Raw genomic sequence first — 19,671 nt, 5'->3', positions numbered from 1 at the left:
TTAAATCACTTTATTAAATTACTTTACAAATGTATTATGTACTCGCTCTGATTTCAATAAATATGCAGTCCAAATTGCACAAGTAAACGCTGACCTAATGATCCTTTTGAGTGAATCTCCATTTCCAAGTTCTCTGGCAAGAGGAATTTGATAAAGAAGTACAACATCAATGATTCCTACTACAGGGATTGCAATATAGAAAATAATCAATAACCGTGGTAAAAATGCTTTTTTTCTGTAGAAATTAATTAGAATATATACACTAAACGCTAATATAGCTATATTGAAAGTGGTTTCAAAAACAATTATAAATCCCCACAAGGGATGATAGAAATCCGAACCTTTAGAAGTAAAAGCAGTCCAGATATCGGCATCAAATGCTGTAAAAGAATCCTGAAAAAGCTGCATCAACTGAATGATAATCGTCCCATAAAGACCGATTTGTACAAGAATCAACCATCCCCCAAGTCCTGATATCCCTAATGGTTTATAATCATTTTTCTTTTCGTTTAAATTAGTTTCCACGTCAACTCTCCCTGTTTATCATCTATCACTGCTATTTATCCATAATATCCCTAAACAATTGTTCTTTTTCTTCATCTAGATCCTGATAAATCCCTAAATAATCAAAGATTTCAAATGAAAAATCAACAAAAGCACGGCCTTTAGCAGTAATGATATGTTCATCTCTAACTACTCTCTTATCAACATAATTGTCTCTTGGAAATGGATCCTCTACATTAAGTTTACTGATTCTTTCTACTGAACACGAAGTAGTGAATTTACAATGGTCTAAAATGCCCGCTCGTCCTAAATACTGTGGTCCATGACATATGGCTGCCAGCATCTTCTCTTCTCGATCAAGATGGTTTATCAGATCAGTTAAATCCTGTTTTTGATTTACAATCGGACCTCCGGGAATAATTAGCCCTTCAATATCATTAAGCTTAACTGCTTCTTTGAGGACCAAATCAGGTTGATAAGTCAGACCAGATTCGCTAACTACAGATTCATAACTGTATCCTACGGATAACACTTCTTTTTTTCCAACATTTCTAATCTTATGTAGTGCCAAGGTAATCTCAAAATCCGCAAAATCATCAGATATGAAGCAAAGAATTTTGCCCATCGCACACTCCACCTTTTTTACAAAGTGATTTTATCGCCCACAACAATAAACTTACTGTTACTGCCATGCCCAATCTCAGCTGTCTTTATGATAGGAATGGAGGTGGAATGGCTAATTTCCTTCACATACGCTTCTACTATCGGAAATTCATTAAAGTTCTCTAGTTCTGAAAATGACCCTAGAATCAATCCAGCACAAGCATCAAAATATTTCAATTGCTGGAGCTGAGCAAAAAAGGAGACTATTTTGTTAGCTCTGCCACTTAAACTCTCCAACAATAAAATTTTGTCCGAAGGATCCGGAAAATAGCTTGTCCCTGCCAGCTTCAAAAAGCAGCGAATATTCCCCCCGATTACTATCCCGCTCATCTGGTTACCACGAACCCAATGATACCGGAAATCGTAAAGATCGTTTTGCCCCTCGAAGAATGTTCGATAAAAAGCCCTCTGCTGCTCTGCCCCATCAGAAGACACTAAATTCATCAACTGATAATGATAGGATTTCGAATTATTTTGCGTAAATAAAGCGTTCAAAATAACTGACAAATCACTCATTCCAAAAAAGGGTTTGGGGTTCATACGGATACTTTCGTAGTCTATGTACTCTAAGATTTGGTTGGCAGAATCCCCACCTGAAATATCGAATATCGCGCTAATTTCAGTATTTTTAAATAGTTGATTCAGCTCCGCTGCCCTTTCCTTTGGATTTCCACTGGAATAACCATCTTTTCTAAACAAAGTATTAGCCACCACTACATGGAGTCCAAATGAATGCAAAACTTTTTTTAATTCCTCTACTTTAGGTAAGTTCTCTACTCTCACACCATCTGAACAAGCAATCAGTCCTACTTTATTCCCGTGTGTGAATTTTAAGGATGTGTTCATTTTAATAATCCTTTCGATGCTACTTTTTAGTTTAATCACCGCAAATTTACGATCATATTTACACCATACCATATTTAGGGAGTTGAATCATTTTCTTCTTGAAATTATGAAACCACAACATGGTAATATAAGTATAATAATGCAAGATCAAATACATTGGGGGTGTACTAATGCGTAAATCACCGTTGATATTGAGTATGATATTATTATCCCTGGCGTTAATTATGGGATGTAGTTCAGAAGTAGATGATGCTACTAAAGCCGCAGAGAAATATAAAAATGTAGAATATACCGTCAAGGCTTCTGAGGATTTAATGTCTGATGAATCCATTCTTGCGCGAAATGAAGAGATGAAACCGTATTTTACAGAATACTTTTCCGAAAAGGCTATAGCGAACCGAATTACAACTATCCCATTTAAAATCGCTGATACACAAAAGCTTTCTTTAAAACCGGAAAACCTAAAATTCAACCTTTCCGAACAAAAAAAGGATATTGTCGAGTTAAAATATACGGTGGATCTTGTTTTATTGGATAAGGATGACAAAGAAAGTAAACGTGTGCCTTTGGAAGGTATATTGACTCTCTTTGATGTGGACGGTAAATGGTTAGTGCAAGGGGATCGATTTGATACTATAGCATTAATGAACTTGATTGATGGGTGAATTTGAATATCCTTCTTATCACAAAAAGCAGACTGCTCTAATGAGCAACCTGCTTTTTTGAATTACATTATTTTTTTACTCATCCTATAATTGACCAACAGAACACCTTTTCGTTCTACACTTTGTTTCGCAATAAGTTGGTATCCCCGTCGTTCAAAAAAAGGTTTTGCAGTGATGCTTGCTTCGGCATCCATTTCATAAAGACCCAGTTCTTTCGCTTTCAATTCAAGCTTACTCACCAATGCAGAGGCTATACCTAGTCCTTGGTAATCTTTGTGAACATATAATCGATCCAAATGTCCCTCTGCTGTCATATCAGAAAGGCCCACAATAATATTATCAATTTCGGCTACATAAGTGATATTTTGACGCAAAGAAGCTCTCCAAGTATTATGCTTAAGTACCTCTTCCTCTTTAGGTGCCCAAGCATCTAGCTGTTCCTGTGAATAGTCTTGTTTGTTTACGGAATGAACTGTTTCGTAGAACAATGAGACAATTTGACTAATATCCGATTCTCGGTAAGCTCTAATATCCATTTTGATCTCCTTGCTGGCGATTGTAGTAACAGAAGTCAATCTCAGAACTCCACTAGATCGATTTTCCGGCCAGATTCAGCACTTTCCAGCGCTCCGAACACCATTGCCATACTATACCGATTATCTCTACAATTCGTCTCTGCAGGACGTTGCTCTGCCAATGACAAGAACATCTCATCCAAACACCCGTGATGGAATGTTTTATTCATCTCAACATTATCTCCATTTATACGCTTTACGTCACGAATGAACTTATCGCTCTGATCTCCTGCAGTAACTACCTCAGCATATGGCAGCTCATGACCATCCCAGATTGCTGTTCCTTTCTCCCCGTTAACCCGCCAAGAAGCTTCCCATGACGTGGATGCACCTTCTGCACACCAAGATCCCTGATAGGTAAATATTGAACCGTCGGACATCTCGAAAATGCACACTGCCGAAGCATTCCCCTCATACCATGAACCGGGAGGATTAAACTCCTGACAGTATACGGACACAGGGTTCGCGCCACTAATAAACCGGGCCTGGTCGAAGGTATGAATCGCCATATCCAGCAGCAACGGACTTTTCATCACATCACGGAACCCCCCGAAATGAGCCCCAAGGAAAAAGCTTGCACCGATAAATCCTGTTCTTCCGATGGTTCCTGATTCTATGATTTTTCTTAAAGAACGAATACGAGGATCATAACGGCGGTTCTGCATCACAGCATGAGCGTTTCCAGTCCGTTCCGAGATCTCAACAATCTTATTACATTCCTCCATAGTCTCAGCTAAAGGTTTCTCACTAAACACATTACATCCAAGTTCCAATGCAGTGCTAGAAATATTGAAATGACTTCCTGGAACAGTAACGTCAAAGATGAGATTTGCTGCGGTCTCCTGTATCGCCTGCTTAATATCCGTAAACGTCAGACATGAAATCCCATGCTTCACGGCCATCGCCTCAGCTGACTCCAACCTTATATCTACTAGAGCAACGATCTTAGTATCTGGACGCAATAAAGCGTATTCAATCCATGCATTAGCCATTCCTCCGCAACCTGCAACTACTACCCGATACTGTGCTGTCATATTTCTCCCCCTGACTTATTAAAGCGGATTAGGCACAAAGCTGCCTCCGCGGCATTGTTTTAAATGATTCAAGGCATGTACTTGACCCATCATTTCCAGTTCATCCCGATAGACAGGATCATGCCAACCTTCAATATCAATGGTGCCTTTATAACCAGCCTGACGCAAAATGGAGATCACATCCGTCCAGTTCGTATCACCAAAACCCGGAGTACGGTGCCATACATAAGGTTTCGGGCCGTGGATTCCATATTCTTTTACAATATCCCAAGCGATGGTGGCATCCTTACCGTGTACATGGAAAATCTTATCTGTCCATTTGCGCAGCTGTGGGATCGGGTCAATCAACTGCACCATCTGATGGCAAGGCTCCCATTCGAGTCCCATATTGTCAGCAGGGACAGCGTTAAACATCTTTTCCCAGGCTATTGGATGATGAGCGATATTCCAGTCCCCAGAAGTCCAATTGCCATCCATGGAACAATTCTCAAAAGCAATTCTTACTCCGCGATCTGCTGCTCTTTTTGTCAGCTCACCAAATACCTCGGCAAACTTCGGAATCGATTCATCAATGGACACTCCTGGTAGTCGTCCCGTGAATCCTGATACCATATCAGTACCAAATACATGAGCATGATCAATAAGCCGTTCCCAGCTCGCTAATGCATCGGAATTGTCACCCGTATTCGTCAAAGGATTGCCAAAGATGCCAACCGATGAAATCACAAAATCATGTTTTGCCGCAAGTTCTTGCACACGCTTACCAGTTTCCACAAGATCTGTTTCACCTGTAGTCTGCCAGAAGGTTAAGCTAAAAGATTCGAAGCCATGACCTACGATTTGCGGAATCACTCTAACAGCATCTCCGCCTCCAACTAATGTGCCTATACGCATTGTATCCTTCATCTTGTGTACCACTCCAATATTGGTTTATAGTAAGTTCTATAACCCGAGTATATACTGCATTTGAGCTTAAAACTCTTATTATATTGTGTTTATATAGTCGTATATTGTGGGAGTTGAATAAATATTGAGCTATCCTAATGATCTTAAAGAATACCCTCAATTAGAAGGAAACACCTATCCGTTTCGATTGTTTTTTAATGAATGCAGACATGCGAAAATCGGCCAGAACATCCTTTTTCTACACTGGCATGAGCATTTCGAAATCATTATCATGCAAGCAGGCAGCGCCATTTTCCACATCGACAGCAAGCCCTACGAACTGCATCCCGGAGAGGTTTTGTTTGTTCCTTCTGGAGGTTTGCATGTTGGATATAGTCTGCGGGATGATCATGTCCGATTTATATCCGTCGTATTTCATAGTTCTTTATTTAAAGATTGGAAGCAAGATCCTCAACATGAACAATTCGTAGCTCCCTATTTGGAGAATCGATATCAGCTACCAGTTAAACCAGCAGCACTAGTTCCAACCTGTTCTACTTATTACTCTCTTCTGAACTCTATCGTGGATGAAGTGCATCAGAAAGGTCCTGCATTTCAGCTGATCATCAAAAATCAACTCCATCTGCTTTTTGTATTGCTCTCCCGTACCTTTTTGCCTGAACAGGTTTCTGGCAGAACAAATGAACGTCAATCCTTCAATCGTGAGCGTTTTAAGCCACTGCTGGAGTACATGGAGAACCATTTTGATGAGAAAATGACCATTGAAAGCGCCGCGAGATCCGTTAATCTAAATCCATACCATTTCTGCAAAACCTTTAAGAAGCTCACCGGCCGAACCTTCATCGATTATGTTAATCTTTGCCGCGTAAATGAAGCAGAACGACTGTTGCTGGAGACAGATTTTACTGTAACGGAGATTGCTGGACGAGTGGGCTGCGACAATCCTAATTATTTTACCAAGCTGTTTAAGCAATATAAAGGAACTACACCATCCGGTATTAGAAAATAATTCACACTGGAAAATAGGAGATTATAAAATGAATTTAAAAGAAACGTTGATATGCATAAAAGAAAATGATTACCAAGCACCTCCCGATACCTTCCAGTTGGTACAAGAAATGATAAATAACATTGGTTCTTTAGATGCCCAACTACGGGATGAGCTAATTTATACAACCTTATCACATTGGATCCCAGGTAATTCTCTAACTACAAATGAACTGGAACAACTTATACCCGTTATCTTGGATAAAAACCATTTGCATTTTAAGCTTGGCGAAACCAATACAGACTCTGTCTTCACTAGATCTTTCTCTATGCTAGTCATCCCACTCCTCTTCATGAGGCATAAAGAATCACCATTTCTCTCAAGAGAGCAAATTCATCAGATAAAGGAGAAGGTATTTTGCAGTGTGCAAAATGAGCGCGATTACCGGGGGTATGACGAAGAAAAAGGCTGGGCTCATGCCCTAGCCCATGCAGCAGATACTTTAGATGAATTGACTCAATGTTCCGAACTGGATAAAAATGACCTTATAACTATCCTCGATTTGGTTTACGAAAAGATGACCATAACAGATCGAATATACTCCGATGGGGAAGATGAGCGAATGGTAAGATCCTTAATGAGTGTTTTAGATAGAAAAATGCTTAGTCAGACTTATGTAGAGCAATGGATTCGAAGTTTTGGTGATGTGGAGAAAACTCCAGAATTTCTTCCTGCCTTTAAACAAAAAAATAATATAAAGAATTTTTTGAAAAGTTTATATTTTCGAGTTAAGTATTACAAAGTAGATGCCAATCTCTGTCCAACAATCGAGCATACATTATACAAAGTAGAAAAAGTATACTATTCCTAATTAAGAAAAAGTGAGGGTTAGAGCACCCTCACTTTCCATCTACTGCAAATGCGTGGAGAACTTGCTACCTGTTGACGGGTCTATTAGATTATTCAGTAACTGCTAGCTCCATTCTCCGCACACTCGCAAGCGCGGGAAAAGATTCCAGCACCATCCCTGTATTCCATAACTTAACCAGCTGTCCAACCTGCAAATCCTTAAAGCTGATGGTCTCTCCAGCTTCATTAAACATTTCAGATTTCGCATTGAAAGTGAACCAGTAAGATGGATCTTCGTTACCAGGTTCAAGGATTAGAATCCGCTTCGCCTGTTTAGTGTCGATATCAACGATTGTACCTACTACATGCGGATCACCAATTTCTGAAATATCATAGGTCAACATCTTTGGATCGATCCACTTCTCAATTTCAAGCTTAGCTGCTTCCGCATCATCAGACGGAATGGTAATAGTTACTTTATTACCAATCGTATCTACACCAGAGCCGTAGAGATTCAGTTTCTGGTATAGTTCTTGTTCATGCAACAATTCTTGAGCAGCTAATAACTCTTGCATCGTATATTTCACATCATGAAGCTCATAAGTACCAGCAGTGAAAGTCTGAGCAAGGCTTTGCTCAATCTCCGAGTTCAAACCTACAATATTAATATGAACCTTGTTATCTTGCAGATAAATATCTCCGTTAGGAATCTTCTGAGCTGATAAGAAAGTCTTAACCGCGCCTGGATCATCCATTGCGGGGTTCGTAGAAGCTAAAATTTGTGGTTCTGAACTAATCACAGGAGTTGGAACCGGCTCCTTATTCGCTTGTTGAGCCTCTGAACAGCCACTGATTAACAAAATAACAACGGGAATCCATATCCAACCAATAATTATCTTACGCATCCTATTAACACCTCCACTCTTCATCTTCTCAAACGAAGACCGGAAGTGATAGGTTGCAGATTCAGGAAGAATTCTCTAATCCAAAGTGTAAGGAGCAAGACCGATTGGAAGTGCCGCAGGACGAGTGCAGGTGCTTTCCATTTCGTAGAATGAATGAGCATCAGAAGAATCATGGAAAGCCCACATTGCTTCTAATACGTGATAAGCCAGTTCTCCACTGGCACGATGCCCTCTACCCGTCCGAATGGCGTAAGCCATATCTGCTGGTCCAATCCCGCGGGTATTCTGATCATACCCTGACAACAACGGCTGTTCCGTCCACTCATTCTCACCCATAAGCCGGAGTTTCACGGGACCCCCAAAGTTATTCGGGTCTGGAACTTGAATCGTTCCTAGCGTTCCGTAGATTTCTATATGCGGCAGGTTGCTCCCGCCAAAGATATCAAAGCTTGTAATCAACGTTGCAATGGCACCATTTTCAAATCGTAAGGTTCCGGCTACGTGAGTTGGAATTTGGACAGGAATTATATTCCCAAATTTCTTCTCACTTGTAATCGTACGTTCTTCCAGCGCTTTCCCAGTCATTCCACTAACCGTATGAATAGGACCCAGCAGCTGCACCAAAGCCGTCAAATAGTAAGGACCCATATCGAACATTGGACCTCCACCAGCGGCATAATAAAATTCCGGATCTGGATGCCAATGCTCATGTCCACGGCCCATCATAAACGAAGTAGCTGCAACGGGTGCGCCAATTACTCCTTCATCTATCAGCTTCAATACCGTTTGAATTCCCGCTCCGAAGAACGTCTCCGGTGCACTGCCCACAAGTACTCCCTTTTCCCGCGCCGCAGTCAGAACTTTGCGTCCTTCTTCTCTCGTCACAGCTAGAGGTTTCTCAACGTATACATGTTTACCCGCTTCAATAGCTTTCAGGCATACTTCCGCATGAACAGCTGGTATCGTTAAGTTGATTACGATTTCTATCTCTGGATCGTTCAGTAATTGTTCTGTGGTATAGACGTTTGGAATATTGTATTTATCCGCTTGTTCTTGTGCTCTCACCAAATCCAAATCCGCACATGCAACTAGATCAAGGATCTCGAACTTTTTACAGTTCTCCATATAGATACTACTGATTTTACCGCATCCGATAATACCAACTTTAACTTTATCCATTCGCTGATCGCTCCCAGAATTTATTGACTGTCTGCCATTCCACTATAGCTATTCCTAACCCCCGAAACATTGGATAATGCTTGCGCTTTACCTTCAGCTGCCCATATTAATCCTCTGCGCATCATTTCACGCACTTGCGGCTGATCTACAATGTCCGCATGATGCCCCAGTGAATTATAATAAACTCTGCCCAAGCCCCAACGTTTTGTCCAAGCTACTGGCATATCAACAGCCTTATTATACGAATGAGGCCCTTCAACTACTGGAAAACGAGTCGTAGCAAGAACTTCAACAGCTGGATCTACATGCAGATAATATTGCTCTGAGCAAACGCTGAAATCTTCTAATCCTTCTACCAGAGGAGTTGAGCTTTGACAAATCTCTACGGTATAGTTAACGCCGTCATTACCAGGATGAGCTACCCATTGTCCACCCGTCATAAACTGCCAATCTACATTATTACGAAAAGAATCACACATCCCGCCATGGCAACCGGCAAGACCTGTTCCATGCTGTACAGCTGCTGAGACATTATTCACAAGTTCCTGCTCGATTGTGCCCATTGTCCATACCGGCACGATCAAATCTAGTCCAAGAAGCTTATCTGCATCAGCAAAAGCCTCCAGAGTATTTGATACTTCAACTTCAAACTGTTCCTCTTGCAACATTTTAGCGATTATATCAGCTACCTGCTCAGGCTCATGACCATCCCAACCGCCCCAAACAATCAATGCTTTTCTCATTTTCAGCACTCCTTCTAAGGTTAGATTACATTTCGGATAAATCGACCCAACGGCGTTCATCAATAGAACGTTCTACAGCCTCTAACACCGCTTGGCATTTCACTCCATCATTGAAATTTGGTTCTGGCTGACGACCTTCTTCAATTGCGTTAGAAAGCTCCAGCATTTCGTGAATAAACGTATGTTCAAAACCAATCGTATGACCAGGCGGCCACCAAGCCTCTGCATACTCATGAGCAGGATCGGTCGCCAACACACGACGAAAACCTTGTACATCCTCGGCATCCGAGGTCAAATAAACTTCTAATTCATTCATACGTTCGAAGTCGAATTTCACACTACCAAGACTCCCATTGATCTCAAAAGAATTGGTAGAGCGATGACCCGCTGCGAATCTTGTAGCTTCAAAGTTGCCCAGAGCACCATTATCAAAACGGGCTAAAAACAAGGTGGCATCGTCAACGGTAACCTTACCCTTGGGTGCATCTTTATCTCCTTTAGCGCTTAAACCAGTCATTTCAGCGGCAAGCGGACGCTCTTTTATGAAGGTCTCGCTCATGCCGATTACTTCCTTCATATCGCCTACTAAGAAATGAGCCAAATCTATAAGATGCGCCCCCAAATCTCCATGCGAACCTGAACCGGCGATATCCTTCTGCAGTCTCCATACTAAAGGGAAATCCGGATCTATTATCCAATCTTGTAGAAACCAAGCCCGAAAATGATAAATCTTTCCCAGACGCCCACTCTCTATGAGCTTCTTAGCCAGTCGAACTGCCGGAGAAAAGCGATAATTAAAACCAACCATATGTGTAACTCCCGCGTCTTCAGCAGCTTGCAGCATTTCACGGGAATCTGCCAAGGTCAGCGCAAGTGGTTTTTCACAAAAAATATGTTTACCTGCTTTGGCTGCTGCCAAAGCTATCTCCTTGTGCGCGTTGCTGGGAGCATTAATATCTATAAGATCAATATCCTCTCGAGCGATCAGATCCTTCCAATCCGTAACACAATCCGCCCAGCCTAACTGCGATGCAGCTTCTTCAAGCGCTTCACTATTACGTCCACAGATTACAGACATTTCCGGTTTAAGCGCCTTCGGGAAAAACATAGGCAAACTGCGATAAGCATTACTGTGGGCTTTACCCATAAATTTATAACCGATCATTCCAATGCGAAGCTGTTTCATCTTATTCCTCCTAAGTGTTGATAGATTTAGATGAAGCTCGTATAACTAGTTCTGTCGGTAATTTGATCTGTACGGCTGGTGCGGGTATATCTGCCAGATTGTTTCCCAGCAATTCAATGATTTGGGCTGCGGCAAGTTCACCTAGTTCGTAAAAGGGAACCCGCACACTGCTTAATGCAGGTGTGGTAAGCTCCGCAGCTTCCGAATCATCATAACCCACAATAGCTGGCAGGCGATCCCTTGGTATTCCTAGCTCCTGCAGCCCTTGCTGCAAACCAATGGCCATCCGATCATTGGCGACCATAATCGCATCAATCTCATCCAGCAGAGGCAACATTTCTTTGGCAGCTATAATCCCGCTTTTCCGGCTGAAGTTACCTTCGAACAAAAGTGAAGAATCTACAGAAAGATTCACCTCTGCCAAAGCGCGGGCATACCCCGTTAGACGATCTCGGCTGTTGGAATAAGATTCAGGCCCATTTAGAAAAGCAATCCTCGTAAAACCTTGTTCCAGTAAGTGTTTAGCCGCTTGCCAGCTTCCTTCGACATGATCGGCATCCACCTCGTGAAAAGCTTCCCCTGCAAAATGCTGATTAATCAGACAAAAAGGATGGTTTTCTTCCTTCAAACGGCGGAGTGAGGCTAGCTCACCTGGCTCTTCTTTAGCGCCAAGCACAATGCAAGCATCGATCTTCCGCATCTTAAACAACCCGCTATAATCCATTGGCTCTTCGGCATTTCGAAACAGCATTAACAGATCATAACCCTCTTCTCGCGCCTTGCTCCCTATTCCACTTAATATTTCTGAAAAATAATAAGTGGAGAACAAGCGGGCTTTAGGCAAATAAGGCATCACTACACCCAAGTTCCCGCTCCGTCTACGTGCAAAGCTCTGTGCGAGTGAACTAGGGGTATAGCCTAGCTTCAGTGCAGCTGCCAACACACGTTCCTTCGTTTCTTCCTTAATCGGACCAACGTTATTTAACACGCGAGATACTGTGGCTTCTGAGACACCTGCAAGCTCGGCAACCTCTTTACGGCTGGCGATATAAATTCCTCCTTCTCATAGGTTATGAACAGTGACATTTAGCCTCGTTCAATATACTATTCGAAAACGCATTCATTTAATGTACGCGCGTACATTTTCTCATGAACAAGGCTCTTCGTCAACCCTAAGATTGGATAAATTCAAAAGACGTTCATATACACTAAGAAGAAGAACGTCTTTCTATTTCTTTTCAACTATCCGCGAGGTACTAGCAATAGGACACCAAGTAAAATGATAATCAGAAATAAGTAACTCTCAAATTTCTTAGCAGGAATACGTTTATTCACATATACACCAAGCACTGTAGCTAAGATAATTGCTGGAATAGAATATCCATAAAGAACAAGAGCATCCGCAGTCCACAATCCCCCGATAGCATGACCAGTTACAACAAGTACACCAGAAATAAGAAAATGAGCTTGCAACGTACCCCGAAAGCGATCAGGATTCCACTGTCGTAAAGTACCATAGATCACGACCGGGACACCATTAAAGTTATAAGCACCGCCAAGTACACCCGAAGCGAATCCGAAGGGATACACCCAGCCTTTTGCCTTAAGCAAGGGATGATCGATCGTCTTAACTATTCTCTTCTTAATCACTGAATAAACTCCATAAACAATCAAAAATATACCAAGTCCAGTCATCATTACACTTGCAGGTGCTAAATAAAGCATGACTAGTCCTACAGGAATTCCTATCACTGTTGAGAGTGCTAATCGAATCAGAATAGGTCGTTCTATATGCCGCCACCCACTCACAACTGTAAGTGAGGCAACCGTGAGGCCTGCCAATCCAATCAAAGAAACTGAGGTATGTATAGGAATCGGGAGCAGTGCAAGCAGTGGCATGCTCACAATCGCTTCACCAAAACCAAACATGGTTCTCATCAAGGCACCTATAAATACTGCTAATACGACTAGTGTAATAATTGTAACGCAATCGTTTATCCCCCTCCTAATCTCATCCATCCGTAATTGTGTATAAAATCATCACATAGACAGATCATCTGGAATACATTTCTTTTTCCCACTCTTCTAATTATAACATATCATTCGCTAAAAAACAGATATCGTTAGAGAACAAACGCGCATTTTAACATCCATAGAATCCATCACATTGCCGTTATAACTACACAATAATGGATATATACATATATTTAATGAAAAACCTTTAAAATCGATTACAGAGGCCAGTGTGTATTTCCCTTTTTCTAAAAAACAACTAAGTATCTAAAAAAAAACTGATTCCCCTAACGTTGATGAGGTATCAGTTTCTTATTTTTTGACGTATTTATTTAGGCGTTATCTTTCAGCCACACTTGCACATGCTTTAGAAATTTTTTGGTGACGGGAGAAGCGTATTTCATAGAGTGGACAGCAATTCCTAACGATCTGAAACTTCGTTCCTCTAATTCTAACATGGCTACATTATAATTTTGCCGGGTTAAGACAAGCTCTGGCAAAATACTAATCCCAAGCCCCTTCTCCACCATAGACATAATGGCATAGTCATCACCTGCTGAGAATTTAACATTAGGTTTAATACCCGCCTTATCCAGCACACGTCTAACATCATAATCCGAACCTGCTTTCGGGATAATGAAATCCTCTTTAGCAATTTGCGATAAGGAAAGAAAGGGCTCCGTGCTTAGCGGATTCTCTTTAGATACAATCCCTAACATCCGGTCTTTTTTTAAAGGAATTACGTCAAACTTCTCACGTGTAGGCAGTGAAATAAAACCGCAGTCTACGACTCCAGCCTCTATCCATTGCTCAACCTCCAAATAACCGCCTTCCATCAGCTTGATTTCTATATAAGGGTATTCACTGCGAAATTGCTTAATCATCCCTGGCAGCCAATGCACAGACACACTGGTGAACGTACCGATGGTAATCGTGCCAATCTCTAGCCCGTGGATGTCCGCTACCTCCTGCTTCAATTTCTCGTTCCACTTCAAGATTTCACGGATAGGCTGCAGAACTTGTTCTCCGTTTACCGTCAATTTCACACCGGATCTATTTCTAATTAATAACGCGAACCCAAACTCCATCTCCAAGCTGCTAATGGTGTGACTAATTCCGGATTGCGTAAAACCCAGTACATCTGCTGCTTTTGTTAAGCTGCCTAGCTCCACAACTTTCAGAAAAATCTCATATTTATTAATGCTCAACCTCTGTTCCCACCCTTATAAATTGCATAAGTTTTACTCATGTATTCTATGATAAACATTCAGTTACCTTATGTATAGAGCCGTATTATACTATATTGAGTTGAAATTGAAGAAGGATGGATGAAGAGATGAAACCGCTCAAAGCTGAGCTGCTGCTGTTAGTTGTAACATTATTTTGGGGCTCCTCCTACATATTTATGAAAATGGGGTTAGGTACGTTAGGCGAATTCAATCTGATTGCACTGCGCTTCGGACTTGCTTTTATATTAGCCGTTATGATATTCCACAAACGATTAAGACGAGTAGACATCAAAACATTAAAATATGGCGCCCTACTCGGATTCCTCCTGCTCGGCGTATTCACATGTATAACCTTCGGACTTCAAACAACCACCACCTCAAACGCAGGATTCCTAGTTGCGTTGACGGTTATTTTTGTACCGATCTTGGATCGAGTTATTTTCAAAAAAAGAGTTGCACCTCCACAAGTGTTCGGCTCCATCCTCGCCATAGCCGGGATTGGACTCCTTACCTTAAATGCAACCTTAACTATTCAGCCGGGTGATTTCCTGTGTATCCTTTCGGCAGTGTTCTACGCGGTACAGATCTTATTTACAGGCAAGGCGGTAAAAGAATGTGATTCCCTGAATATCGGAATCTTGCAGTTAGGATTTGCCGGAGGGTTGGCCTTAGTGTTGTCCGCACTCTTCGAGACACCTGCGCTACCGTCTACTTTGCCAGGTTGGACTGCAATTCTTGCGCTTGGTATCTTATGCAGTGCCTGTGGCTTCATCCTGCAACCTATTGCTCAAAAATATACATCACCGACCCGCACCGGACTAATCTTCTCCCTTGAGCCGGTCTTCGCTGCGATGTTTGGTTATTGGTTCGCTGCTGAGAAGTTATCGATGCAGGGTTATGCTGGCGCAGCGCTTGTTCTGCTCGGAATCGTGGCTTCTGAATTGCTTGGTAAAGCAACACTCCCCGCATCGTGGGCTCAGAAGAAACCAGAGCATTTATAACAATAAAGGCGTCGTTCAACTATACAAGCTGAACGACGCCTTTTCTATGTTTATTGGTTCAATTAATGCCCCATCATCATCGCCGCATCTGCCTTCTGTCCCTCTCCAGAGGAAGGATCGCCAGCGGAAAGCTTAGGCTTGCGCAAAATAATACTCATTAATATACCTACCACACCTATGCAGCCAGACAGGAAGAACACATCATCAAAACCACTAACTGCGGCTGTCAAAGGATTACTTCCCGCTTTCAGTGCTCCCATATGAACAGCGATCTGACTAGTCAGGTAACCTGTCATTCCAGCTATAGCAAATGAAACAACGACTTGTTGAGCAGCAGCAGTAAGTGAAGTTACACTTCCCACCCATTCACGTGGAGCAGCATTCAAGACATGAGTATTCAAAGGCATCATCGTTAGACCCATACCAAAACCTAAGAAACCCAGGTATGTCATAATTAACGATAAATTTGTTGTAACACTAATTCCGGATAACAGGAACAAGGTGACCGTAATGATACTAAGTCCAACAAACGCCAGCGGACGAGCCCCGATCTTATCAAACAACCTGCCGCCAATCGGCATTCCGATTGCTGAAGCTAAAGCCTGCGGAAGTAGAATCAGGCCGGTCTCCAGCGGGGTATAGCTTCTAATCTGCTGCAGATAAAGGGGCACAAATAACATGGACCCAAACAAAGCGGCTTGCATAACCCAAGTTAAAATAATACCCCGAGTGAAATCCGACGAACGGAAAACTCGCAGTTGTAAAAGCGGATTTTTGTGAAGCAGCTCCACAATGACAAGAAGGATCAATGCAACCCCTCCAACAGATAAGCCAACAATAGCGGGAGTAGACGACCAGCTTGTTCCACCGCCTTCATTCACCCCATAAGCCAACATAGAGAAGGCAATTGGGGCAAGGATAATGCCTAGGATATCGAGTCTACCTTTGCTCTTTTTTTCAGACTTCGGCAAATATTTAACACCAAGAATAATGCCAACGATTCCAATAGGGACATTAATCAGAAAGATCCAGTGCCAGCTTACGTACTCCACCAGCCAACCGGATAAGACTGGACCGAGTGCCGGAGCTAAGAGCATTGGAATACCAAGCATCCCCATAATAGAACCTCGACGTTCTACTGGAGCTAATTTAAAAACCATCGCCATCCCAATGGGAGCAACCATCCCCCCGCCAAGACCTTGAATGACTCGAAAAATAATGAGCTGAGATGAGCTTTGTGCAACCGAACATAACATAGAGCCAAGAATAAACATCGTAAGAGTTGTCAGAAAAACTTGTTTCGATCCAAAACGATCGGTCATCCAGCCCGCGAGTGGGATTACAGCCGCTAAAGCTAAAGTATAACCCGTAATCGCCCACTGAATCGTTTTGAGATCGGAAGCAAAATAATTAACCAGCTTGGGAACGGCCACATTCACAACAGTACCATCCAGAATAACCATAATCATACCGACAATAATAGCAAGAAGCGGGGGGATGATTGCTTTTAACGAAAAGGGTTGATCTTCTGCAGTACTCATTCCAGTCATAGTTTTTGTCATCCAGTACTCCACTCATTTCTCTAATTTAATTAAATGCTTTATTGATTATTTCAAATTTTAATTTACATTCGATGAATCTGGAAGTCAACAAATAAAACCATTTTTTCCATTAAAAACACATCGAGTTTACGATACCCTTCAGAAATTATCTTGAAATGTATATTAGAACAGCAAAAAGACTATGCATAATCCCCTTAAATCTTCTCGCTTGGGAAATGTGCATAGTCATCATGGAATCATTTTCCGATTAGAGCGTTTCTCTTAATTCTATAATTTTGCCCGATGTGTTCAATATAATTTCAAGTGGAATCTCTATCTCTGCAAAATCCAATACACAGCGAATAGAAAATTGATCCTCGTTATAGCTACTTTTTGTAGATTTAATCCCATGATAATTCCCGGCTTTTACCGTAATTTGCTTCCAGTCTTCCAGTAATCCATTTGAGCTCGGCTTATTTACGACCACATCATAATGATATCGCTCCGATAATTCATTATATTTACCGCCGACCAGTAACCCCGCTATAACGCTCGCTGTCACTTCAGGGGTATACACTTCAACTTGATTGGAATCACCATCATATATGGTTACTAAACCAATAGTCTTAAAAAAAGAGATTGGAACGTAGATATGATCCTCTCTGAATTCGATATCATCTTTAAAAAACAACTCTTGTGCATCATTGATGCTAACCAAATGTTCGTTAAGCTTCCATTTAATTATTTCATTTATCCTTGTTAGTGTTATAGTTTCCGAACTTTTTTGATATGTTGTTTTATATTTCAATGCATTAGAAGCCTCTCTGAGCGGAATCATGACTGTGGAACCCTTGTTGAAGGCTGAATGGGGATCAGTATCCAGTACTTTCCCATTCAAAATTACGCTAACCTGGCCGGAGTCTGCCCATACTGTTGGAGCGGCAAATCCACCAAATCCATTAGTTAAAAATAGAACACCTAACACAACAACCGCTGCCATTTTGATCATCCGTTCGAAACCTCCCTTTTAGTTATTACAAGTATTATGTGCGTTTCCAGCATGTGCTAATCCTAATGATAATCAAGACAAGCAAAAAAAAGAAGCCGTTCAACATTATGTTGGGCCGCTTCTTTTAAATAACTATTCCACTTTGAAGTCAAAATACTGCTTAGGAAAAGGTTCTTTTATCAGCGTAAAATGCCACCATTCCTTACTATAAGGTTTAAAGCCTTGCTTCACCATAACCTCTTTGAGAATTGCGCGATTTGCTTTCTGAGTCTTGGTGATTAACGATGTATCATAAAAAGAGATATCTCCGAAAAAATCAAACGGGCTGCCCATATCTACATCTACACCGGTCTCTTTATTGACGATCGTTAAATCGATGGTACTGCCACGGGAATGTCCTGATTTTTTCGCTATAAATCCGAGTTTGAATAAATTACGTTTATCCAGTAGCGGGTAATATTGCTGCTTCATCTTAGTATCCGCGGAATTCTGTGACCATCTTACAAAATGATTCACCGCGGTCTGCGGACGATAAGCATCATAGATTTTTAGGATATATCCTTTTTTGGCTAAATCCTCACTTACTGCCTTCAAGGCTGTAGCCGCAGTCCTTGAAAAGATCGCTAAAGGCGCTTTATATCCATCAATCCGCTCCCCTACAAAATTATTGTCTCCGTAATAACGAATTTCAAAATGGGCAGTAGGAATCACTTCATCCAAATAGACAAATCCTTGCGGCAGACGGTGTTTCTTCTCCAGCTGCATTTGCTGCAGTACATTGTCTGTAGATGATCCAACGTAAGCTGCATCTGCGCTGCCCATAACAATAGTGTTTGTCCATAACAACAGCACAAATGCGAAAACTATGATTTTTGTTCCTCTAAATCCGGTTCTCAATAGATCCCGCCTCTTCATTTCGAATTAACCGTTTGATTCAGAAATTTTTCCACTTCAGGTGTGAGTTTATTATTCGTGGAATCAAGTAACTGCAGTAATTTTTCTAAAATCATTAGGATTCTGGTGTCGCCTTTGTTTCCTTTTAATGCATTCTCATACGCCTTTTTCACTTCAGGTTTGATTATTTGCTCATCATAGTCATAAGCTGGTGTGTTGCTTGACCCATATAATAAGCGTGAAGTTGCATTAAGCAGCTCTTTTTGAAGAACGGTTGACCGATTGGAAGCTGGATATTTCGTCACAAAATCCTCCAGTGCTAGCGCCCTGTTCGTTAACTCTGTCCAACTAATCACAATAGCTGCATCAAATACACTTGGTTGATTCGATTCAGTGGCCATGATGTCAATGTAAGCTGCGATGTCCTTCGTGACATACGGCTTAAAGCTTTTGAAGCCCTCATAATGCATCACTGGATAGTACATGCCCTCACTAGTCTCCAGCTTATATCCCTTATCCCGTCCTTCAATTAACATATTGCGCACATTAGCATCTTTGATCGCATTAAGGAGTGTGCTGTAGGTTAGATTTTTGCTTTTGGAAAAAGCATTATTTATCTCTTTCTGAACATTCTCCGGAAAAACCTTCTCAGAGTACACAGGTAAATATGCCTTCTGTGCATTTTCGAGCTGGAGTGTCATCTGAGTTGCTGTCCAGGTATCCACTTCTTTGATATGGTTAATCAAATAATTCCGGGCGTTAGCCAGAGATGCCGGCTTCTGTACATATTGCTGGAATTGATTATAGACTTTTGCAGATTCTTTCACAGTTGCGGCAGCTACAGTATCTGTTGTATGTATACTCCCAAACCCTCCCATAGAGCCTAGGGCAAAGGCAACACTTAACAAGCCTGTTTTTTTCCATCCCATTAAAAGACCTCC

Annotated in this window: 21 protein-coding genes; 4 read left to right on the top strand and 17 right to left on the bottom strand. The window is 41.6% G+C overall.

Annotated elements, in window-relative coordinates:
- Positions 1-18 precede the first annotated feature (18 nt).
- The 3 genes from MHH86_RS14175 to MHH86_RS14165 are packed head-to-tail and all read right to left on the bottom strand — an operon-like array spanning position 19 to position 2,013.
- Positions 19-525 carry a DUF2569 domain-containing protein gene (locus tag MHH86_RS14175; protein WP_036678279.1) on the bottom strand — a complete coding sequence of 169 codons (507 nt, stop codon included), beginning with the start codon at positions 523-525 and terminating at the stop codon, positions 19-21.
- A 31-nt stretch (positions 526-556) separates the two neighbouring features.
- A complete protein-coding gene (locus MHH86_RS14170; RefSeq protein ID WP_036678282.1) occupies positions 557-1,129 on the bottom strand; it encodes a DJ-1/PfpI family protein in 573 nt (190 codons plus the stop codon).
- A 17-nt stretch (positions 1,130-1,146) separates the two neighbouring features.
- Positions 1,147-2,013 (bottom strand): S66 peptidase family protein, encoded by an 867-nt coding sequence (locus tag MHH86_RS14165; protein ID WP_076316261.1) that lies wholly within the window; start codon positions 2,011-2,013, stop codon positions 1,147-1,149.
- Between the two features lie 170 nt (positions 2,014-2,183).
- Between MHH86_RS14165 and MHH86_RS14160 the strand changes: the two genes are divergently transcribed.
- Positions 2,184-2,678 (top strand): hypothetical protein, encoded by a 495-nt coding sequence (locus tag MHH86_RS14160; RefSeq protein ID WP_076316203.1) that lies wholly within the window; start codon positions 2,184-2,186, stop codon positions 2,676-2,678.
- A 62-nt stretch (positions 2,679-2,740) separates the two neighbouring features.
- Here MHH86_RS14160 and MHH86_RS14155 read toward each other — a convergent pair whose 3' ends face one another.
- The 3 genes from MHH86_RS14155 to MHH86_RS14145 are packed head-to-tail and all read right to left on the bottom strand — an operon-like array spanning position 2,741 to position 5,193.
- Positions 2,741-3,214 carry a GNAT family N-acetyltransferase gene (locus tag MHH86_RS14155; protein ID WP_076316260.1) on the bottom strand — a complete coding sequence of 158 codons (474 nt, stop codon included), beginning with the start codon at positions 3,212-3,214 and terminating at the stop codon, positions 2,741-2,743.
- A 41-nt stretch (positions 3,215-3,255) separates the two neighbouring features.
- Complete coding sequence (locus tag MHH86_RS14150; protein WP_076222647.1) at positions 3,256-4,287, bottom strand: Gfo/Idh/MocA family oxidoreductase; 1,032 nt, start codon at positions 4,285-4,287, stop codon at positions 3,256-3,258.
- 18 nt (positions 4,288-4,305) lie between these two features.
- Positions 4,306-5,193, bottom strand: coding sequence for a sugar phosphate isomerase/epimerase family protein (locus MHH86_RS14145; protein ID WP_076129303.1), 888 nt, complete (start codon positions 5,191-5,193; stop codon positions 4,306-4,308).
- Positions 5,194-5,317: 124 nt separating this feature from the next.
- On the opposite strand from MHH86_RS14145, the gene MHH86_RS14140 reads away from it, so the two are divergent.
- Together MHH86_RS14140 and MHH86_RS14135 are read left to right on the top strand one after the other, a co-directional pair.
- Positions 5,318-6,202 (top strand): AraC family transcriptional regulator, encoded by an 885-nt coding sequence (locus MHH86_RS14140; RefSeq protein WP_076222649.1) that lies wholly within the window; start codon positions 5,318-5,320, stop codon positions 6,200-6,202.
- A 28-nt stretch (positions 6,203-6,230) separates the two neighbouring features.
- Positions 6,231-7,052 carry a DUF2785 domain-containing protein gene (locus tag MHH86_RS14135; RefSeq protein WP_076222652.1) on the top strand — a complete coding sequence of 274 codons (822 nt, stop codon included), beginning with the start codon at positions 6,231-6,233 and terminating at the stop codon, positions 7,050-7,052.
- A gap of 88 nt (positions 7,053-7,140) precedes the next feature.
- Here the strand turns inward: MHH86_RS14135 and MHH86_RS14130 are convergent, their stop codons facing one another.
- From MHH86_RS14130 to MHH86_RS14100, 7 genes are all read right to left on the bottom strand, one after another.
- Positions 7,141-7,935, bottom strand: a complete 795-nt coding sequence (locus MHH86_RS14130) for a hypothetical protein (RefSeq protein ID WP_076222654.1) — start codon at positions 7,933-7,935, stop codon at positions 7,141-7,143.
- Positions 7,936-8,010: 75 nt separating this feature from the next.
- Entirely contained in the window at positions 8,011-9,114 is a 1,104-nt protein-coding gene (locus tag MHH86_RS14125; RefSeq protein ID WP_076222657.1) for a Gfo/Idh/MocA family oxidoreductase, read from the bottom strand.
- A gap of 20 nt (positions 9,115-9,134) precedes the next feature.
- Positions 9,135-9,857, bottom strand: a complete 723-nt coding sequence (locus MHH86_RS14120; RefSeq protein ID WP_036678300.1) for a ThuA domain-containing protein — start codon at positions 9,855-9,857, stop codon at positions 9,135-9,137.
- A gap of 25 nt (positions 9,858-9,882) precedes the next feature.
- Complete coding sequence (locus tag MHH86_RS14115; RefSeq protein ID WP_036678303.1) at positions 9,883-11,043, bottom strand: Gfo/Idh/MocA family oxidoreductase; 1,161 nt, start codon at positions 11,041-11,043, stop codon at positions 9,883-9,885.
- A gap of 10 nt (positions 11,044-11,053) precedes the next feature.
- Complete coding sequence (locus tag MHH86_RS14110; RefSeq protein WP_036678305.1) at positions 11,054-12,097, bottom strand: LacI family DNA-binding transcriptional regulator; 1,044 nt, start codon at positions 12,095-12,097, stop codon at positions 11,054-11,056.
- A 188-nt stretch (positions 12,098-12,285) separates the two neighbouring features.
- Positions 12,286-13,062: a sulfite exporter TauE/SafE family protein gene (locus tag MHH86_RS14105; RefSeq protein ID WP_076222659.1), complete on the bottom strand. Its 777-nt coding sequence runs from the start codon at positions 13,060-13,062 to the stop codon at positions 12,286-12,288.
- A gap of 326 nt (positions 13,063-13,388) precedes the next feature.
- Positions 13,389-14,264: a LysR substrate-binding domain-containing protein gene (locus MHH86_RS14100; RefSeq protein ID WP_038570683.1), complete on the bottom strand. Its 876-nt coding sequence runs from the start codon at positions 14,262-14,264 to the stop codon at positions 13,389-13,391.
- 128 nt (positions 14,265-14,392) lie between these two features.
- On the opposite strand from MHH86_RS14100, the gene MHH86_RS14095 reads away from it, so the two are divergent.
- On the top strand, positions 14,393-15,286 hold the full coding sequence (locus MHH86_RS14095) for a DMT family transporter (RefSeq protein WP_076141704.1): 894 nt from the start codon (positions 14,393-14,395) through the stop codon (positions 15,284-15,286).
- A 62-nt stretch (positions 15,287-15,348) separates the two neighbouring features.
- On the opposite strand, the gene MHH86_RS14090 is transcribed toward MHH86_RS14095, so the two are convergent.
- The 4 genes from MHH86_RS14090 to MHH86_RS14075 form a co-directional block, all read right to left on the bottom strand.
- Positions 15,349-16,827, bottom strand: coding sequence for an MDR family MFS transporter (locus MHH86_RS14090; protein ID WP_143766090.1), 1,479 nt, complete (start codon positions 16,825-16,827; stop codon positions 15,349-15,351).
- A gap of 268 nt (positions 16,828-17,095) precedes the next feature.
- Positions 17,096-17,836, bottom strand: a complete 741-nt coding sequence (locus MHH86_RS14085) for a copper amine oxidase N-terminal domain-containing protein (protein WP_036678314.1) — start codon at positions 17,834-17,836, stop codon at positions 17,096-17,098.
- A 132-nt stretch (positions 17,837-17,968) separates the two neighbouring features.
- Positions 17,969-18,733, bottom strand: a complete 765-nt coding sequence (locus MHH86_RS14080) for a M15 family metallopeptidase (RefSeq protein ID WP_200870206.1) — start codon at positions 18,731-18,733, stop codon at positions 17,969-17,971.
- Positions 18,734-18,747: 14 nt separating this feature from the next.
- Positions 18,748-19,659 carry a hypothetical protein gene (locus tag MHH86_RS14075; RefSeq protein WP_051491012.1) on the bottom strand — a complete coding sequence of 304 codons (912 nt, stop codon included), beginning with the start codon at positions 19,657-19,659 and terminating at the stop codon, positions 18,748-18,750.
- Between the last annotated feature and the right edge of the window lie 12 nt (positions 19,660-19,671).

Source organism: Paenibacillus sp. FSL F4-0097 (genome assembly GCF_038593125.1).
In the GTDB taxonomy this organism is placed as follows: Bacteria; Bacillota; Bacilli; order Paenibacillales; family Paenibacillaceae; genus Paenibacillus_AQ; species Paenibacillus_AQ odorifer.
The sequence above is the reverse complement of the archived record's forward strand: the minus strand, read 5'-3'. Positions and strand labels throughout refer to the sequence as shown.

Bases quoted from the DNA above. Each gene is read 5' to 3' on its own strand.
- MHH86_RS14115 (WP_036678303.1), bottom strand. From the start codon at position 11,043: ATGAAACAGCTTCGCATTGGAATGATCGGTTATAAATTTATGGGTAAA.
- MHH86_RS14125 (WP_076222657.1), bottom strand. From the start codon at position 9,114: ATGGATAAAGTTAAAGTTGGTATTATCGGATGCGGTAAAATCAGTAGT.
- MHH86_RS14095 (WP_076141704.1), top strand. From the start codon at position 14,393: ATGAAACCGCTCAAAGCTGAGCTGCTGCTGTTAGTTGTAACATTATTT.
- MHH86_RS14145 (WP_076129303.1), bottom strand. From the start codon at position 5,193: ATGAAGGATACAATGCGTATAGGCACATTAGTTGGAGGCGGAGATGCT.
- MHH86_RS14090 (WP_143766090.1), bottom strand. From the start codon at position 16,827: ATGAGTACTGCAGAAGATCAACCCTTTTCGTTAAAAGCAATCATCCCC.
- MHH86_RS14085 (WP_036678314.1), bottom strand. From the start codon at position 17,836: ATGATCAAAATGGCAGCGGTTGTTGTGTTAGGTGTTCTATTTTTAACT.
- MHH86_RS14130 (WP_076222654.1), bottom strand. From the start codon at position 7,935: ATGCGTAAGATAATTATTGGTTGGATATGGATTCCCGTTGTTATTTTG.
- MHH86_RS14170 (WP_036678282.1), bottom strand. From the start codon at position 1,129: ATGGGCAAAATTCTTTGCTTCATATCTGATGATTTTGCGGATTTTGAG.
- MHH86_RS14155 (WP_076316260.1), bottom strand. From the start codon at position 3,214: ATGGATATTAGAGCTTACCGAGAATCGGATATTAGTCAAATTGTCTCA.
- MHH86_RS14165 (WP_076316261.1), bottom strand. From the start codon at position 2,013: ATGAACACATCCTTAAAATTCACACACGGGAATAAAGTAGGACTGATT.
- MHH86_RS14150 (WP_076222647.1), bottom strand. From the start codon at position 4,287: ATGACAGCACAGTATCGGGTAGTAGTTGCAGGTTGCGGAGGAATGGCT.
- MHH86_RS14120 (WP_036678300.1), bottom strand. From the start codon at position 9,857: ATGAGAAAAGCATTGATTGTTTGGGGCGGTTGGGATGGTCATGAGCCT.
- MHH86_RS14160 (WP_076316203.1), top strand. From the start codon at position 2,184: ATGCGTAAATCACCGTTGATATTGAGTATGATATTATTATCCCTGGCG.
- MHH86_RS14135 (WP_076222652.1), top strand. From the start codon at position 6,231: ATGAATTTAAAAGAAACGTTGATATGCATAAAAGAAAATGATTACCAA.
- MHH86_RS14105 (WP_076222659.1), bottom strand. From the start codon at position 13,062: ATGGATGAGATTAGGAGGGGGATAAACGATTGCGTTACAATTATTACA.
- MHH86_RS14075 (WP_051491012.1), bottom strand. From the start codon at position 19,659: ATGGGATGGAAAAAAACAGGCTTGTTAAGTGTTGCCTTTGCCCTAGGC.